The organism is Tenacibaculum discolor (assembly GCF_003664185.1).
GTDB lineage: Bacteria > Bacteroidota > Bacteroidia > Flavobacteriales > Flavobacteriaceae > Polaribacter > Polaribacter discolor.
In genome coordinates, this window is record NZ_RCCS01000005.1 from 286866 (window position 1) to 303745 (window position 16880).

At 30.9% G+C, this 16880-nt stretch carries 16 protein-coding genes; 9 read left to right on the top strand and 7 right to left on the bottom strand.

Features of this window, described 5'->3' with window-relative positions; genetic code table 11:
* Nucleotide 1: 1 nt before the first annotated feature.
* On the bottom strand, nucleotides 2-1288 hold the full coding sequence (locus C8N27_RS04780) for a D-arabinono-1,4-lactone oxidase (protein ID WP_121146482.1): 1287 nt from the start codon (nucleotides 1286-1288) through the stop codon (nucleotides 2-4).
* Nucleotides 1289-1346: 58 nt separating this feature from the next.
* Complete coding sequence (locus tag C8N27_RS04785; protein ID WP_121146483.1) at nucleotides 1347-2321, bottom strand: LuxE/PaaK family acyltransferase; 975 nt, start codon at nucleotides 2319-2321, stop codon at nucleotides 1347-1349.
* 110 nt (nucleotides 2322-2431) lie between these two features.
* Between C8N27_RS04785 and C8N27_RS04790 the strand changes: the two genes are divergently transcribed.
* From C8N27_RS04790 to C8N27_RS04800, 3 genes are read left to right on the top strand one after another with little or no spacing between them, the layout of a single operon-like run.
* Nucleotides 2432-2836 (top strand): hypothetical protein, encoded by a 405-nt coding sequence (locus C8N27_RS04790; RefSeq protein WP_099214952.1) that lies wholly within the window; start codon nucleotides 2432-2434, stop codon nucleotides 2834-2836.
* A 1-nt stretch (nucleotide 2837) separates the two neighbouring features.
* Nucleotides 2838-3380, top strand: a complete 543-nt coding sequence (locus C8N27_RS04795; RefSeq protein WP_121146484.1) for an RNA polymerase sigma factor — start codon at nucleotides 2838-2840, stop codon at nucleotides 3378-3380.
* 3 nt (nucleotides 3381-3383) lie between these two features.
* Nucleotides 3384-4766 carry a porin family protein gene (locus C8N27_RS04800; protein WP_121146485.1) on the top strand — a complete coding sequence of 461 codons (1383 nt, stop codon included), beginning with the start codon at nucleotides 3384-3386 and terminating at the stop codon, nucleotides 4764-4766.
* Here C8N27_RS04800 and C8N27_RS04805 read toward each other — a convergent pair.
* Nucleotides 4763-5815, bottom strand: coding sequence for an isoaspartyl peptidase/L-asparaginase family protein (locus C8N27_RS04805; RefSeq protein WP_121146486.1), 1053 nt, complete (start codon nucleotides 5813-5815; stop codon nucleotides 4763-4765). The two genes, C8N27_RS04800 and C8N27_RS04805, sit on opposite strands and share 4 nt — an antisense overlap.
* Before the next feature lie 113 nt (nucleotides 5816-5928).
* Between C8N27_RS04805 and amaB the strand changes: the two genes are divergently transcribed.
* Complete coding sequence (gene amaB, locus C8N27_RS04810; RefSeq protein ID WP_028891598.1) at nucleotides 5929-7470, top strand: L-piperidine-6-carboxylate dehydrogenase; 1542 nt, start codon at nucleotides 5929-5931, stop codon at nucleotides 7468-7470.
* 79 nt (nucleotides 7471-7549) lie between these two features.
* Here the strand turns inward: amaB and C8N27_RS04815 are convergent, their stop codons facing one another.
* On the bottom strand, nucleotides 7550-7933 hold the full coding sequence (locus C8N27_RS04815) for an ankyrin repeat domain-containing protein (protein WP_121146487.1): 384 nt from the start codon (nucleotides 7931-7933) through the stop codon (nucleotides 7550-7552).
* A gap of 345 nt (nucleotides 7934-8278) precedes the next feature.
* On the opposite strand from C8N27_RS04815, the gene C8N27_RS04820 reads away from it, so the two are divergent.
* The 5 genes from C8N27_RS04820 to C8N27_RS04840 all read left to right on the top strand — a co-directional run bounded on the left by C8N27_RS04820 (nucleotide 8279) and on the right by C8N27_RS04840 (nucleotide 13643).
* Nucleotides 8279-8812 (top strand): hypothetical protein, encoded by a 534-nt coding sequence (locus C8N27_RS04820; protein ID WP_121146488.1) that lies wholly within the window; start codon nucleotides 8279-8281, stop codon nucleotides 8810-8812.
* Nucleotides 8813-8997: 185 nt separating this feature from the next.
* Nucleotides 8998-11319: a GH92 family glycosyl hydrolase gene (locus C8N27_RS04825; protein WP_121146489.1), complete on the top strand. Its 2322-nt coding sequence runs from the start codon at nucleotides 8998-9000 to the stop codon at nucleotides 11317-11319.
* A gap of 69 nt (nucleotides 11320-11388) precedes the next feature.
* Entirely contained in the window at nucleotides 11389-12150 is a 762-nt protein-coding gene (locus C8N27_RS04830; protein ID WP_099214958.1) for a cyclase family protein, read from the top strand.
* A 6-nt stretch (nucleotides 12151-12156) separates the two neighbouring features.
* Entirely contained in the window at nucleotides 12157-12888 is a 732-nt protein-coding gene (locus C8N27_RS04835; protein ID WP_121146490.1) for a sulfite exporter TauE/SafE family protein, read from the top strand.
* 44 nt (nucleotides 12889-12932) lie between these two features.
* Nucleotides 12933-13643, top strand: a complete 711-nt coding sequence (locus C8N27_RS04840; RefSeq protein WP_121146491.1) for a PmeII family type II restriction endonuclease — start codon at nucleotides 12933-12935, stop codon at nucleotides 13641-13643.
* On the opposite strand, the gene dcm is transcribed toward C8N27_RS04840, so the two are convergent.
* The 3 genes from dcm to C8N27_RS04855 all read right to left on the bottom strand — a co-directional run bounded on the left by dcm (nucleotide 13589) and on the right by C8N27_RS04855 (nucleotide 16841).
* On the bottom strand, nucleotides 13589-14860 hold the full coding sequence (gene dcm, locus C8N27_RS04845) for a DNA (cytosine-5-)-methyltransferase (RefSeq protein ID WP_121146492.1): 1272 nt from the start codon (nucleotides 14858-14860) through the stop codon (nucleotides 13589-13591). The genes C8N27_RS04840 and dcm overlap by 55 nt on opposite strands.
* Before the next feature lie 82 nt (nucleotides 14861-14942).
* Nucleotides 14943-16082, bottom strand: a complete 1140-nt coding sequence (locus C8N27_RS04850; protein ID WP_121146493.1) for an ATP-binding protein — start codon at nucleotides 16080-16082, stop codon at nucleotides 14943-14945.
* Between the two features lie 3 nt (nucleotides 16083-16085).
* The gene (locus C8N27_RS04855; protein ID WP_121146494.1) at nucleotides 16086-16841 is read right to left on the bottom strand and encodes an SDR family NAD(P)-dependent oxidoreductase; all 756 of its coding nucleotides are present in this window, start codon (nucleotides 16839-16841) and stop codon (nucleotides 16086-16088) included.
* Nucleotides 16842-16880: the final 39 nt, after the last annotated feature.

The following is a 16880-nucleotide window of genomic DNA, read 5'->3' on the forward strand; positions in this document are numbered from 1 at the left end:
ATTAAATACCTAATAGTTTTTGAATATACGGGTTCACAAAGATATTTTCTGGATCATGTTCTTTTCTGAAAGTCATAAACTCCGTAAATTTTGGATATGCTTTTGCAACTTCTTCTGTATTAAACGTATTCATTTTACCCCAGTGAGGTCTTCCGTCATAGGCTTTAAATACTTCTTCTAAAGCAGCAAAATAAGCACTACTATCCTTTTTATTATATACATGGCATGCGATATAAGCAGAATCTCTATTGTAAGCAGGACTCATGTATACATCATCACCTTTAACCCAGCGATTTTCAATAGGAAAATGAATATTAAACTTTTTTGAATTGACAATTTTTTGCACATCTTTAAATACATCTTGATAAGTTTCTGCTGGAATATTGTATTCCATTTCATGAAATTTTACCATTCGTTGTGTTGCATATACTTTATGACTGTGATATACTTTTTTTACGTTACTAATACTGGCTGCAGTGATGTTAGCTACTGTTTTGTTTTGTGAAGGAAAAACTTTAGCGTACTCACACATGAGTTTAAAAACATAGTTTTCGAGTACATATTCGGTCCAATAATTGAAAAAGTTTACTTTATCAGGCTCAGAATCTTCTACAATGTTTGAAGTTTTGGTCCAGGCAGTATTTGTATAAGGAATCCAATAAAACTCAAAATTTCTATTTTGAGAATTTCGTTCATTTAAAGTTGCTAAAACATCACTTAATTTCTCTTTTTTGTTTTGAAGTTTTAGTTTGTAAGTTGGTACACACTGTAAAGTAACTTCTGTAATAACTCCTAAGCATCCTAAAGATACTTGAGCAGCTTTAAATAGTTCTGTATTTTTTGTGGTGGAGCACTCAATAATTTCTCCTTTCCCATTCACAAATTTCAACCCAATAACTTGGTTACTAATAGATTTAAGTCCAATACCCGTTCCATGTGTTCCAGTACTTATGGCACCTGCAATTGATTGAACGTTGATATCGCCCATATTTTCCATGGCTAATCCTTCTTTAAAAAGAAGTTCTCCTAATAAAGAAAGTTTCGTTCCTGCTTTTATAGTAGCTTGATTTTTTTCTTTATTAATTGAAATGAGTCCTTGAAAATTATCGAGAGTCACCAATATTTCATCAGTACTACATAAAGAAGTAAAAGAATGTCCAGAACCAATAACTCGAATTTTTTGGTTAAACCGAATAGCTTTTAAAACAAGTTGTTGAATTTCATTTTCCGAATGAGGAAATGCAACTGCAGATGGATTCCACTGTACATTTTCTGCCCAGTTTTTCATAATACCTTGAACTAATAGAGGTTAATAGCAAGGTAAGATAGCAAAAAATAAAAAAGGATTACAAAACCATTAAATTACAACCACGAATATCAGAGTTATCAAAACGACCGATAATTTCAAAACTGTTGTCTTGGTATACTTTACCTAAATCTTGTGTAGCGATAAAAGAACAAGAGTTATAGTTAGCTAAATCAATCACATTAATTCCACCAGATCTTCCTTTAGGTAAAATAGTTAAGGCATCTTCTGTATCACGAGTTAATATTTGCATCCAAGGAGGACAGTTAAAAATACCATTACCTTTTGAATATCCTTGACTCAAAAGCTCAGTCATTCCATATTCAGAATGAATTGTATCTACACCAAAACCATCACTTAAAATAGTATGCAATTCGTTACGAATAAGTTCTTTTCTCCTTCCTTTCATTCCACCAGTTTCCATAATAATGGTATTGGATAGATTGAATTCATACTGCTCAATTAAATCTAATAAAGCAAAAGAAACACCAATTAATAATACTTTCTTGTTTTGTTTATCTAATTGTATGAGTTTTTTAGCAAGTTCGTCAAGGTTATTAAGATAAAAACCGCTTTCAGAATGGTTAGAACGCTTAATTAAATCATATACCATATAAATTAAAGAAGATCCTTTACGTTCTAAATAATTAGGTAACAAGGCTAGTACCACATAATCTTCTATATTTCCGTAAAAGTGCTTAAAACCTTTTAAGTAACTGGTTTCATACCAAGATAAATCAGTTACTAAATGCTTACTGGTTGTACTTCCCGTAGTTCCAGAGCTTGTAAAAGTTTCTTGAATTTCATTGGTTGATGAAAGCACTTCTCTAGTTTTAAAAAACTGAATAGGTAAGAACGGAATTTGTTCAATAGTATGTATATCGGATGGATGAACGTATATCAAATCACAAAAAGAACGATATACTCTATTATTTTTAAACTGATGTTTAAAAACTTGCAATGCAGTTTTATTGAAATCTTCTGTAGACTGTATGTTAAAAATGGTGTTTTTCATAAACTTTTACAAAAGTAAGAGTATTCGACGCAACCTTTTAAACTTTTTTTCATCTAGTATATAAACCATGGAAAATTAAAATAATAATAACCCCCCAATTTATATATGTCATGAAAAAAATTTTAATCCTTATTTTAAGTGTATTTACGTTTTATTCTTGTTTAGATGATGACAGCCCTAATTTTAGGTATGAGTTTTTAAAGGTTGATAGTGCCACAACCCCTGAAAGTTTTACATTCGGAGAAGTTGATACAATTAAGATAAAGTATACATTGCCCAATAGCTGTTATTCTTTTAATGGGTTGTATTACCAAAAAGTAGATACAACGAGAATTGTAGCTGGTACGGCAATAGTAGCTCTTGATGTTGCTTGTACTGAAGAAGAAAGACAAGAAGAATATGCTTTTCCTGTTGAGGCAACTCAAGAAGAAGACTATGTTTTTAAGTTTTGGAAAGGTAAAAATACTGAAGGAGAAGATGTATACGAAGAAGTGGTAATTCCAGTAAATTTGTAACATCAATTTAGAAAAACTCATACAAGGATGCTGTCATCAAAATATCACAGCGCAAGCTCAAGTTTACCAGTTGTTTTCTGGTAAACTTTTTGCGCTTTGTTTAAAGTACTCTCGTAATTATCAAGATGCAGAAGATACTTTACAAGATAGTTTCTTAACTATTTTTAAAAAGATGCCTCAATATCAACATAAAGGTTCTTTTGAAGGTTGGATGAAGAGAATAACCATAAATACAGCACTACAAAAGTATAGAGAAAAGTCACCTTTGCAGTTAGTTTCAGAAGCACCTGATGAGGAAATAGTAGAAGAAGTGGAGCTTGAAACCGAAAATGTGAATATTGATGTTTTATTAGAGTTGATTCAAAGTTTACCAGATAGATATCGTTTGGTTTTCAATTTGTATGTATTAGATAATTATTCACATAAAGAAATAGCAGAGTTATTAAATATTTCTGTAGGAACATCAAAATCAAACTTATCACGAGCAAGACAGATATTGAAAAAAGAAATGGAACTATATCTAGCAAAAGAGGAAAAAGCATAACTGATGGAAGAAAAAAACATCGATAGACTGTTTCAAGAAAAATTTAAAGATTTGGAGGTAACTCCAAATGAAAGAGTATGGAATGCTATTGAAGAAAAACTACAAAAAAAGAAAAAACATAGAGTTTTTCCTATTTGGTGGTTTTCAGGAGGAGTTGCTGCTGTGCTTGTTTTAGGTCTTTTGTTTTATCCTTATGTTAAGGATGAAGAAAATATAGAAGATATAGATGCTATTATTGTTGAAAAACCTAAGTTTGCACCCGAAAAAAATGAAAGTAAAAAAGAAGAGTTAAAAGAGAACTTATTAATAGGACCAACAAAAGGAAATATAAAAGAAATACCTATTGTAAAAGAAGAAACGAAAAAGAAAAAAAGATTAAAAGAAAAGCTTCATGAAAATGAAGTTTTAACCGCTAATCATGTTGTGAAGGTTAGCAAAAAAGAGTTGCATGGAAAGAATAGCAACAACACGTCAAGTAGAGTAGTTGAAGGGGCTTTGCTGGATAATAATGATGTTGTGAAAGAAGTGCAACTTACTGGCAAGCTTGAAAATAGCTTGCCAGTTCTTAAAAAGAAAGAAAACACCTTTTTGAAAAAAGAAAATGATACAGTTTATAAGGTTATAAAACCTAAAAAAGACTTTTTAGCAGTAGTAAATGGTGAAGAAGAGGAAAAAGAGGAAGAAGAAAAAAAGAAACCATGGACTGTATCTCCAACTGTAGCTGTATTAAATTCTAATTCATTCTCTGAATCTTCTCCTATAGATGCTAGTTTGTCAAAATCAACAAAAGGAAATACAAGTTATTCGTATGGAATCCAAGTAGCGTATCAATTAAGTAAAAAATGGACGCTTCAGTCGGGTATACATTTACAAGAAATGGGATATTCAAATAACAATGTAGCTGTAAACCCTGTAAAATCAAGTAGCGCAAATGTAGCATTCAATTCAGGGGAAAGTTATGCGTTAAATGATACCTCTCAAACAAATTTTAGTACAAATTCAGTATCCATTAGTTCAGGAAGTCTTGATGGCGAGTTGAATCAAAGTTATGGTTATATTGAGGTTCCAGTTGAAGTTAAATATAGTGTATTAGAAGGAAAAAAGTTGAAAACACAATTAGTTGTTGGTTTTAGTTCCTTATTCTTAAACAAGAATGATGTAGATTTAAAAACAACTGCTTTTTCAACTTCAGGAGAAGCAAATAACTTAAATAATATTAACTTTAGTGGGAATTTTGGGATAGATCTTAGTTATAAGTTTAGTAAAAAATGGTCTTTAAATATTAACCCAATGCTAAAAACCCAGTTAAATACATTTAAAAATGATTCAAATGGGTTTCAGCCATATTTCATAGGTGTTTACACAGGTTTAAATTATCAGTTTTAATTGTTGTAAATCTTAATGATTAAATCACCTTTATCATTCATTGAAGCTCTATACATTCCAGCAGTATTAAATTCAAAAGACATATTACCATTTTTATCAAGTGCAACAACACCACCTGTTCCACCAAGTTTGGTTAATTTGTTTTGAATAACATCTTTAGTAGCTTCTTTTAATGATTTTTGTTGATATTCCATTTGAGCAGAAATATCATAAGCTACTTGAGAGCGTATAAAGTATTCACCCCAACCAGTTGAAGAAACACCACAAGTTTTATTATTTGCATAGGTACCCGAACCAATAATAGGAGAATCTCCAATACGTCCCCAACGTTTGTTAGTCATTCCTCCTGTAGAAGTTCCCGCAGTAATATTTCCATTTTTATCTAAGGCCACACAACCTACAGTACCAAACTTACTATTTTTAATATCAGCATCATAAAAAGAAGCTTCTTTATCATCATGATCTAATGCTGTTTTTTCTTTGTCTTTAATTCGTTGTAAAGATTTAAAGCGATTTTCGGTATAAAAATAACTCGGGTCTACAATTTCTAACCCTTGTTCTTTAGCAAATTGAGAAGCACCAGAACCAGACAACATAACATGATCAGAGTTCGTCATTACTATTCTAGCAGCTTCAATAGGGCTTTTTATATCTTTTACTCCAGCTACCGCACCAGCGTTCAGTGTTTTTCCATCCATAAAAGAAGCATCTAATTCATTAGTTTCATCATGCGTAAACACAGCACCTTTTCCTGCATTAAACAAAGGAGATTCTTCCATTACCTGAATGGTTTTTACAACAGCATCACCACTAGAACCACCATTTTTTAAAATCTCATATCCAGTTTTAACTGCTTCTTCCAACTTAGTTTTATAAGCAGCTTCTTTTTCTGGAGTCATGTTCTTTTTTAGTATAGTTCCAGCACCTCCATGAATAATAATTGCAAATTCATTTATAGGAGTGTCTTTTTGTTCATTAGAAGTTTTTTTTGGTGCATCACATGCTGATAAAAACAACAGTAAAGAAAGTAGTAGGTAAATGTTTTTCATGATTATTTGTTAATTTTTAAACAAAAACAACACTGTTTGTTTAATTTATTAATTGTAAAATTATTCGTAGTTTTGAGCTTTAAATTTAAACAACTAAAATTACAATATAAAATATGGCAGATTTTGGTATCAAAGAAGCATTAGCTACTTTAGGATTAAAAGAGATAAATGAAGGAACTTCAACAGGTTCAGTAAACTTTTCAAACGGTGAAATTATAGAATCATATTCACCAGTAGATGGAAAGTTAATAGGAAAAGTAAAAGCTTCTACCAAAGAAGATTACGAAAAAGTGATGGATGCTGCTACTTCAGCATTTAAAAGCTGGAGAACAATGCCTGCACCTCAACGTGGAGAAATTGTACGTCAATTTGGAAACAAATTAAGAGAGTTAAAAGAGCCGTTAGGTAAATTAGTTTCTTATGAAATGGGAAAATCTTACCAAGAAGGTTTAGGTGAGGTTCAAGAAATGATTGATATCTGTGATTTTGCAGTAGGTTTATCTCGTCAATTAAACGGACAAGTAATTCCTTCAGAAAGACCAGGACACGTAATGAGAGAGCAATGGCACCCATTAGGAGTTGTTGGTATTATATCAGCATTTAACTTTCCTGTAGCAGTTTGGTCTTGGAACACAGCTTTAGCTTGGATTTGTGGTAACGTATGTGTATGGAAAGGTTCAGAAAAAGCTCCTTTATGTTCAGTTGCTTGCCAAAATATTATAGCTGAGGTTTTAAAAGCTAACAATTTACCAGAAGGAATTTCTTGTATTGTTAATGGAGATTATAAAGTAGGTGAATACATTACTGAAGATACACGTATTCCTTTAGTATCAGCTACTGGTTCTACAAGAATGGGACGTATTGTTGGTGCTAAAGTTGCTGAGCGTTTCGGTAAATCTTTATTAGAATTAGGAGGAAACAATGCAATTATCATTACTCCAACTGCTGACTTAAAAGTAGTAGTTCCTGGAGCTGTATTTGGAGCTGTAGGTACTTGTGGTCAACGTTGTACTTCAACACGTCGTTTAATCATTCACGAATCTGTATACGATAAAGTAAGAGATGCGATTGTTGGAGCTTACGGTCAAATTAAGATTGGAAATCCATTAGATGAAAATAATCACGTTGGACCATTAATTGATAAAGATTCAGTAAATACTTATTTAGCTGCTATTGAAAAAGCAAAAGCTGAAGGAGGAAACGTATTAGTTGAAGGAGGAGTTTTAGAAGGAGAAGGTTACGAAAGTGGATGTTATGTAAAACCAGCAATTATTGAAGCAGAAAACCATTTTGAAATTGTTCAACATGAAACATTTGCTCCAATTTTATACTTAATGAAGTATTCAGGTGGTGTTGAAAATGCTATTGAATTACAAAATGGAGTTGCGCAAGGATTATCTTCTTCAATCATGACAAATGAAATGAAAGAAGCTGAAAAATTCTTATCATTTGCAGGGTCTGATTGTGGTATTGCTAACGTAAACATTGGTACTTCTGGTGCTGAAATAGGTGGAGCTTTTGGTGGTGAAAAAGAAACAGGTGGTGGACGTGAGTCTGGATCTGATGCTTGGAAAGTATACATGCGTCGTCAAACAAATACTGTAAACTATTCTGATGAATTACCTTTAGCACAAGGAATTAAATTCGATTTATAAGAAAACACAGTTTTCAAAACATAAAAAAGTCTCATCGAAATGATGAGACTTTTTGTTTTTAACTAAGTTGGTGGCTATATTATTTTTCTAAAGCCGCTGCAATAGCTTTATAAGCTTCATGTGCTTTCGACATTTTAGCATATTCTAAGGCAGTATATCCTCTTTCTGATTTTACTTTTAATTTTGCTCCACTATCAATTAATAATTGAACAATATCTGCTTTGTTATATCTAGCAGCAAACATTAAAGGAGTTAATCCAGTAGATTTTCTGTTAATATCTGTTCCGTTTTCAACCATAGCCTTCACAGCTTCAAAGTTTCCAGCTCTAATTAATTTACAAAAAGTGCTTACGTTAGGGTATTCTAGGTTAGTTTTAACAGGAGCCTCATATGAAGTTGAAGCAGCAGTAATAGTTCCGAAAGATAAAGCGATTGCTAAAGCAGTTAATACAAATTTTTTCATGATGTTAAGTTTTTATTTTAAGATTAGGTTACAGCTAAAAGACGCCTATAAAAAAAAAACGTTTCAAAAAATATACACACTTAACAATTATTTAAGATATACTCTTAAAAATCTCTTAATAGATTGAATAATTTTTAATAAATTAACAATCAGTTAATTAACTATTTTTAAAATGAGTAAGAGATCAACTTATTTATTCGGTGTTTTTCTAACTATAACGGCTGGAACTGTACTTTGTTGGTATTTATGTTGTAAAAAACAATGCCTTACAATTGGAAAAGAACAGCAAGAAATACTTGAGAATAAAAAACCATAATCAACTAATATAAACTTAAAACAGAAACTATGAATTGGTGTATATTAATTCCACTATTAGTAGGACTTATTACTACTTTTTTAGGCTATTTAATAGGTAAATTGTCTAGTAAAAACATTAAGAAAGATGAAATAGTACTCTTAAAAAATAAAATAGCAAAGCTAGAATCGAGTTTAAGGAACTGTAAAGAAAGTAAATCGGTACTTGAAAATGATTTAAAAACAGCAAAATCTAATGCAACATCTTCTATATCTGAAGAACAAACATCATTTAATATAGATGAAGTTAAAAAGGTTTTTGGTAAAAAAATAAAAGAGAATGATTTAAAAATAGTAGAAGGAATTGGACCAAAAATAGAAGAACTTTTTCATAATTTTAATATCAATACCTGGAAGTTGTTATCAGAAACATCTGTAGAAAAATGCCAAGAAGTATTAAAAAGTGGAGGAGATCGTTATAGAGCTCATAAACCTAATACATGGCCTAAACAAGCAAAACTAGCTTACGAAGGTAAATGGCAAGAGCTAAAAAATTGGCAAGACGATTTAGACGGAGGAAAGTAAAAGATTATAAACGAATGATAAAAATCCTTTGTATTTTATAAGGGATTTTTTTCTTGCATGTTTATTATAAAACAAAAAAAAACAATAAGTTTAGAATTCTCTTTTTTTATGAATTTAGAAATTCAAATCAATATTTATGATTTTTTTTTATTTTTTTAGTGTTATCAATTGTATTTATTAACGATATGAAAAAAATAACAAGCTTATTATTTCTTCTTTTTATACTTTTATTAGGTATAGGATGTAGCAAAAACTCTAAAAAAACAATAAAAGAGAGTACGGATTTAAAAGATTACGCAAAATATGTAAACCCTTTAATTGGAACCAGTAAAATGGGACATGTTTTTCCAGGTGCAACAGCTCCTTTTGGTATGGTACAATTAAGTCCTCAAACAAATTTTGAGGTAATGTTTGATGAAGAAGGGAGGTATAATAAAGAAACATATGAATATTGTGCAGGATATCAATATAAAGACTCAACCATTATTGGTTTTGCACACACAAACTTTAGTGGAACAGGACATGCTGACCTTGGAGATTTTTTAGTAATGCCAACTACTGGTGATTTAGTTTTAGATCCACTAAAAACAAAAGAAAGAACCAAAGGTTTTTACTCTACTTTTTCACATGATACAGAAAAAGCTTCACCTGGGTTTTATGAAGTAAACTTAGATAGTTATAATATTAAAGCTGAGCTTACTGCAAGTGAGCGTGTAGGTTTTCATCAATATACGTTTCCAAAATCAGACAACGTACACATTATTCTAGATTTAGTATACAATGTATATCATCATGATAACAAAAATGTATGGACATTTATCCGCGTTGAAAACGATTCATTGGTAACGGGTTATAGGCAAACTAAAGGTTGGGCTAGAACAAAAAAAGTGTTCTTTGCTATGGAATTTTCTAAACCATTTAAAAGTTACGGACATAAAAAATACAATAAGGAAGCCTATGATGGTTTTTATAGAAAATTTAAACAAAATGAAAACTTTCCTGAAATGGCAGGAAAAGATATTAGAGCCTATTTTAATTTTGATACTGAAGAAGGAGAGAAAATTAAGGTGAAATTTGCTTTATCACCTGTAAGTACTAATGGGGCACTTAATAATTTAAATACTGAAATTCCTCATTGGGATTTCAATAAAACAAAAGAAAAAACTAAAAATAAATGGAATAAAGAGCTTAATAAAATCGATATAGAAACTATTTCAGAAAAAGAAAAAACAACATTCTATACGGCATTATATCACACAAATTTATCTCCCATTTTATATGAAGATGTTGATGGAAAATACCGTGGGTTAGATCAAAATATTTATACTTCAGAAGGATTTACAAACTATACTATTTTTTCACTCTGGGACACCTATAGAGCTTTACATCCACTATATAATATCACACAACCACAACGAAATAACGACATGATAAAATCTATGTTAGCACATCATGATCAAAGCGTTCATAAAATGCTACCTATTTGGAGTCATTATGCGAATGAAAATTGGTGTATGATAGGTTATCATGCAACATCTGTAATTGCAGATGCGTTAGCAAAAAACGTAGGAAATTTTGATGTAAATCATGCACTTAAAGCTTCAACTAATACAGCTACTGTTAGGTATTTTGATGGAATAGGAGACTATATGGATTACAAATATGTTCCAGAAGATAAAAGTGGTTCATCTGTTTCAAAAACACTAGAATATGCCTACAATGATTGGTGTATTGCTCAAATAGCTAATAAAGTAGGAGATAGGGATGTAGAAAATGAGTATTTAGCGAGAGCTGAATATTATAAAAACGTGTATGATCCAACGATAGGTTTTATGCGTCCTAAGTTATCTAATGGAAAGTTTAGAGAGAATTTTGATCCTATGGATACCCACGGTCAAGGTTTTATAGAAGGAAATGCATGGAATTATGGGTTATACGTACCTCAAAATATTGATAATATGATTGAAATGATGGGAGGTAAAGAAAAATTTAGTAAACAATTAGATGAACTTTTTACTACTGATATAGAAGATAAATATATCGCACATCATGAAGATATTACGAGAGATGGAATTATAGGTAATTATGTACATGGTAATGAACCAGGTCATCATATTCCGTATTTATATAACTGGACAGGGCACCCAGAAAAAACACAACAACGTGTTCGTATGATTATGGATACAATGTATGCAGATACTGTAGAAGGATTATGTGGAAACGACGATGCGGGGCAAATGAGTGCATGGTATATTTTTAGTAGTTTAGGTTTTTACCCAGTAACTCCAGGATCGCCTTACTATGCTTTGGGAAGCCCAAACGTAAAAGAAGCGACTATCCATTTAGAAAGTGGAAAAACGCTTAAAATTATGGCAAAAAACCAAAGTAAAGAAAATGTGTATGTAAAAAGCGTGACCGTTAATGGTAAGAAGTTAGACAACTTTTTGTTAAGCCATCAAGATATTGCAAATGGAGGTAAAATAGTCTTCGAAATGAGTAACAAATAAACAATATAAGTCCCTCGCAAAAAAGCGAGGGATTTTCTTTTATCTTTGTTTGTAACAACTAACGTTACTATGAAAATTATCGATCTATCCAAACCTATTCAGTATAACAAACAAGATCCTTGGTTTATGAAAGTTAAAATAAAACATAAACCACACCATAAAGCAAAATGGCTAATTAGAATACTAGGGTTACCATTCAAGCTTTTTCCTAAAAACTTTACAGGATGGGCAGATGATACAATTCAAAAAATGGGAGTACACTCTACAACGCATATTGATGCACCTTGGCATTATTCTCCTACTGTAAATGGTGAAAAAGCAAAAACGATAGATGAAGTGCCGTTAGATTGGTGTTTTGGAGAAGGTATTGTGATTGATATGAAACATAAGGTAGATTTTGACCCGATTACTGTAGAAGATATTCAACAATTCTTAGAAGAAAATCAGCTAGAAATACAACCAAATATGATTGTATTGATTAAAACTGGACGCGATAAATTTAACGGAACAAAAGACTTTCATAAAAAAGGTACTGGAGTAAGTGCAAAAGCAACAGAGTGGTTGATTGATAAAGGAATTAAAGTGATGGGAATTGATGCTTGGGGATGGGATTTACCACTTCCGTACATGATTCAAAAAGCAAAAGAAACTAATAATTCTGAATTGTTTTGGGAAGGGCATTTGGTAGGACAGAATAAGGAATATTGTCATATGGAACAATTGGTAAATTTAGATGTATTACCGTTAACTGGATTTAAAGTAGCGGTATTTCCGTTAAAAATTGTAGGAGCTTCTGCTGCACCAGCAAGAGTGGTTGCTATGTTAGAATAAAAAACAATGAAAGATATTAACTTCATATTTTTACTATTAGCTTTAGTAGCTGAAGTTATTGGAACAATAGGTGGCTTCGGATCATCAGTTTTCTTTGTTCCTTTAGGAAATTTTTATTTCGATTTTTATTCTGTTTTAGGGCTTACAGCTATTTTTCACTTGTCGAGTAATGTGAGTAAAATATTTTTGTTTAAAAAAGGATTAGATAAGAAGTTGTTGATAAACATCGGAATTCCTTCTGTCGTTTTTGTGATTTTAGGAGGAGTATTATCAAAGCATCTAAACAGTACATATTTAGAAATATTTTTAGGACTGTTTTTAGTTGCATTTAGTGCATTCTTCCTAATTAAAAGTAAGTTTACTATTTCTCCAAACAGAAAAAATGCTATTGTTGGAGGTTCTTTCTCTGGTTTTTCTGCTGGGTTGTTAGGAACAGGAGGGGCAATTAGAGGTTTAACTATGGCAGCTTTTAATTTAGAAAAGAGTGTGTTTATAGCAACTTCTGCTTTTATAGACTTTATGATCGATTTTTCAAGAACATTTGTCTATTATAACAATGGTTATATCCACGATCACGACTTAAAATATGTGCCTTTTTTATTCGTAATAGGATTAGTAGGTTCGTTTATAGGAAAGAAAATATTAGTTTATATACCACAATCTAAATTTAGAAAATTGTCTTTGTCATTTGTCCTATTAATTGGGATAATTACGATTGTACAATTAGTGTTGAGGTAATATAATTTTAAACTTGTAGTAAATAAAAAGTATATATTTGAAGTATGAATGAAGAAGAACTTTTAGAAATTATAACAAAATATTTTAAAGAGGAAATTTTTGAAAACTATAAGATTAACTCTTTAAAAAAGAATTCAAAACTTAAAAATTACAAAATCAATCCAATCATTGTAAAGTATTTATCTAAAGTCCTAGATAATGATTTTACATCTATAGGGATAGCTAAAGCACTATATTATCCTAGAGTATTAGGTACTTCAATAAATACTTCTTTTGGAACTAAGATACAAAGTATGTTTGTTGGTCTTGGATTAGCTGAAGGATCTTTAATTAAAGGAATGGATATTGAATTTACAGATAAAATTGATGGAAGACGAAAGTGGTGTCAACTTAAATCAGGACCAAATACTATTAATTCTGGAGATGTAAATCCATTACTAAAAGAATTTACTACTGTAACGAACTTAGCAAGAACTAATTCAATGAATTTAAATAATTCTGATTTAATACTAGGTGTTCTTTATGGAGAAGAGGGTCAATTAAGTCAACACTACAAAAAAATAGATGAACAATTTCCTGTAATTATAGGAAAAGAATTCTGGCATAGACTTACAGGTTACCCCAATTTTTATAGCAAATTAGTTTCCAGTCTTGATTTAATGATTTTAAATATAGATACTGAGGATTTTTTCCAAAAAGGTTATATGGCTTTAGCTAAAGAAATAGAAGAGTCAGACTTGTTTATTTTTGAATAATACTTATTCAAAAATTTAATTATAGAATACCCTATTTCCTTTCCTAAATTACAAGGTACAGCATTACCAATTTGTTTGTATTGTTGTGAAACTGAACCTGCAAATTCCCAACTATCAGGAAAAGTCTGAATACGTGCATATTCTCTAACAGTAAATGGGCGAGTTTCATCAGGATGACACCGCTCAGTTTGTTTTTGAGCTGGGCTACACGTTAATGTTAAACAAGGTTCATCCCAACCAATTCTTCTTGCCATACCTGTCTTTCCACCACCTAAATAAAAACTTTTTCCCATATATTCTTTTTGGATATCTATTGGTAAATCTCTCCAATATCCTTTAGGAGGAACTAAATCTAAAATTTGTTTTTTATGTTCAGGGTATTTTGAACCTTGTGAGTTAGGAACATTTTTATCATATAACTTTCCTTTTTTTAATGCGTCAGATAAATTATAAATAGTATTGTAAGGGGTTGGATATTCATATTTAATATCAATATCTTTTCTAACTCCTACTAAAATTAAGCGTTCTCTTTTTTGTGGAACATTATAATTAATAGCTTTTAAAACTTGTACAGGAACTACGTTATATCCAATTTCATCTAAAATAGAAATCATTCCTTGAAGTGTTTTTCCTTTTTCATGAGAAAGCAAACCTTTTACGTTTTCACCAATACAGATGATAGGGTTTACCTCTTGAACAACTCTAGCAAACTCATAAAACAAAGTTCCTCTAGCATCTTCTAAACCTAGTTTTTTTCCAGCATAACTAAATGCTTGACAAGGAAAACCACCAGTAACAATTTCAACTTTATTTTTATATTTTTCAAAATTGAAAGATTTAATATCTCCTTCTAAAACATTCCATTGAGGTCTGTTTTTTCTTAATGTTTCACAAGCCCATTTGTCTATTTCGTTAAGAGCAGCACATTTTATTCCTGATTGTTCTAAACCAATAGCAAGACCACCTGCTCCAGCAAATAACTCTAGTACTTTATATTCTTTGAGTGGAGTTTCAGTATTATCGATATTTTCATCTATTTCAGTAATTAATGGCTTTAAAAGAGAGTTTATATCTTCTTTTTTATAAACCCGATAATTGCTCATGGGTTCGCGAACAGCATTTAACTTTCCTTCTCTATCCCATCTTCGTAAAGTTTCTTTACTTTTGCCCAACACATCAGCTGCCTCTGAAATCGAATAGTATCCTTTTATAACCATATTACACAACATTACACATTGGTTACAAATTTAAAATAAAAAATGAAATATAAAAGAAGTATTATCTTAATTAGATAAAAAACTAACTATACTTCACCTTACGTATAATTCGCATAGCCTCTTTATATTTTATGTAGGTGGTTTTATCTTCGAGGTTTTTAATATAATTTTTTGCTTTTTTTAGTTGTTGAGGAGCATTTTCAAATCCATTTAAATAGCAGATTAAGTAGGAGGTAGGTAATCGATACACATCTTCATGTTCAATAACCGAAAGCGGCTTTTTTCTCACAATCTTAGAAACAATACTATTGTTATTGTTGTAAATGAGCTGTAAAATATCGTTATGATATTGAGGAGCTTCAAAAAGAAATTCTGTAACAATATCATGCTTTCCATTATCTTTAAAATTGATAATCGTTTTTTCTAACGGATAACTTTTTTCACTCTTATCAATTCCTAAAACAATGTATTCAGTAATAATAAACGATTGTTCGTTGTAACTAATTTGCACATCATCTAATGCAGAAAAAAATAAACGAACTTGCTCGTTTACTAATTCAATATCAACTCGCGTAAAAAATTCTTCATTATTTATAATCTTCTTTTTTCCTGCCCAACAGAGCACAAATTGTTCTTTAAATACCTTGTATTGCGGATTGTATTCTGGCTTATGTTTGTCTATAAAATCAAAAACACCATCGAGAGTTAATTTGATATTGTTACTAGCATTTTTTTCAATAGCTTCAACAATAGCTTTATTGTTGTTTTTAATAATAAAGTTTTTCTCAGTAGGCATAGAGTTGCTACCTCTACGATAAAAAATTGTACCTCTACGATACTTCCACGCATTTTTAGATAAAGAGGTAATTAATTTAGTAGGGTAAATAGTTACTAAGCCAATTACTTTATGACGTTGCAAACGAGGAAAAGGAACATTCTCGTATTCTATTTTTGGTGGATTATTCAGATAAGCATTTACCAAATTTTGGATTTTACTATCATCGTAAAAATCTACACCAATAATTTTATTTTCTTCATCTTCAATACCAATAACAATATAAGAATTGTTGTTAGGGTTAGAATTAGAAAGAGCACAAACATGTTTTATAAACTTAGCTTTTCCTTCTTTAGAGCCTAAGGATAACTTTTGTTTTTTATCATAGAAACTATTCTCATCGTTATGAGACAATAAATTTTTAATCAAAAGCCGTTTGTTAATCACAACTTAAGCATTTTTGTTTACTATAGTTGCACTAGCTTGTGCTGTAGGATATACGATTAAATCTTCAATATTAACATGGTACGGACGTGTAACTACAAAGTGAATAATATCTGCAATATCTTCAGGTTGCAATGCTTTGTAGCCTTGATATACGGTTTTAGCTCTTTCAGAATCTCCTTTAAAACGAACGTCAGAAAATTCAGTTTCTACCAACCCAGGATGAATAGCGCTTACGCGAATATTATGTTGGTTTAAATCAATACGCATTCCCTTATTTAAAGCGTTTACAGCGAACTTTGATGCACAATACACATTTCCATTAGGGTACACATCTTTTCCTGCAATAGAACCAATATTTACAATAAAGCCGTTGTTACGCTCTACCATTTGAGGAATAATTGCTTTTGAAACATATAAAAGACCTTTTACGTTTCCGTCAATCATAGCGTCCCAATCTTCAATATTTCCATTTTGAATGCTGTCTAATCCATGAGCATTACCAGCATTGTTAATAAGAATATCAATATGTTTAAATTCATCAGGTAAACTATTGATAGCATTTTGTACTTCTTCATTATAACGAACATCAAACTGAAGTATATGTACTTTGGTAAATTGTGATAGTTCTTGTTGAAGCTTTTGTAGCTTTTCTATACGTCTACCACAAATAATTAAGTTAATGTTATTCTTAGCAAAAAGTTGAGCGGTTGCCTTACCAATACCTGAGGTTGCTCCTGTAATTAAAGCAGTTTGTTGCATGGTGTTTTGTTTTGTATAAAGGTAAAGTTTTTTATGTTA

Excerpts from the sequence above, each read along its gene's own strand:
- C8N27_RS04840 (WP_121146491.1), top strand. The coding sequence starts at position 12,933 with ATGAATGAAGAAGAACTTTTAGAAATTATAACAAAATATTTTAAAGAG.
- C8N27_RS04825 (WP_121146489.1), top strand. The coding sequence starts at position 8,998 with ATGAAAAAAATAACAAGCTTATTATTTCTTCTTTTTATACTTTTATTA.
- C8N27_RS04800 (WP_121146485.1), top strand. The coding sequence starts at position 3,384 with ATGGAAGAAAAAAACATCGATAGACTGTTTCAAGAAAAATTTAAAGAT.
- C8N27_RS04785 (WP_121146483.1), bottom strand. The coding sequence starts at position 2,321 with ATGAAAAACACCATTTTTAACATACAGTCTACAGAAGATTTCAATAAA.
- C8N27_RS04835 (WP_121146490.1), top strand. The coding sequence starts at position 12,157 with ATGAAAGATATTAACTTCATATTTTTACTATTAGCTTTAGTAGCTGAA.
- C8N27_RS04855 (WP_121146494.1), bottom strand. The coding sequence starts at position 16,841 with ATGCAACAAACTGCTTTAATTACAGGAGCAACCTCAGGTATTGGTAAG.
- C8N27_RS04820 (WP_121146488.1), top strand. The coding sequence starts at position 8,279 with ATGAATTGGTGTATATTAATTCCACTATTAGTAGGACTTATTACTACT.
- C8N27_RS04815 (WP_121146487.1), bottom strand. The coding sequence starts at position 7,933 with ATGAAAAAATTTGTATTAACTGCTTTAGCAATCGCTTTATCTTTCGGA.
- dcm (WP_121146492.1), bottom strand. The coding sequence starts at position 14,860 with ATGGTTATAAAAGGATACTATTCGATTTCAGAGGCAGCTGATGTGTTG.
- C8N27_RS04780 (WP_121146482.1), bottom strand. The coding sequence starts at position 1,288 with ATGAAAAACTGGGCAGAAAATGTACAGTGGAATCCATCTGCAGTTGCA.
- C8N27_RS04790 (WP_099214952.1), top strand. The coding sequence starts at position 2,432 with ATGAAAAAAATTTTAATCCTTATTTTAAGTGTATTTACGTTTTATTCT.
- C8N27_RS04805 (WP_121146486.1), bottom strand. The coding sequence starts at position 5,815 with ATGAAAAACATTTACCTACTACTTTCTTTACTGTTGTTTTTATCAGCA.
- amaB (WP_028891598.1), top strand. The coding sequence starts at position 5,929 with ATGGCAGATTTTGGTATCAAAGAAGCATTAGCTACTTTAGGATTAAAA.
- C8N27_RS04830 (WP_099214958.1), top strand. The coding sequence starts at position 11,389 with ATGAAAATTATCGATCTATCCAAACCTATTCAGTATAACAAACAAGAT.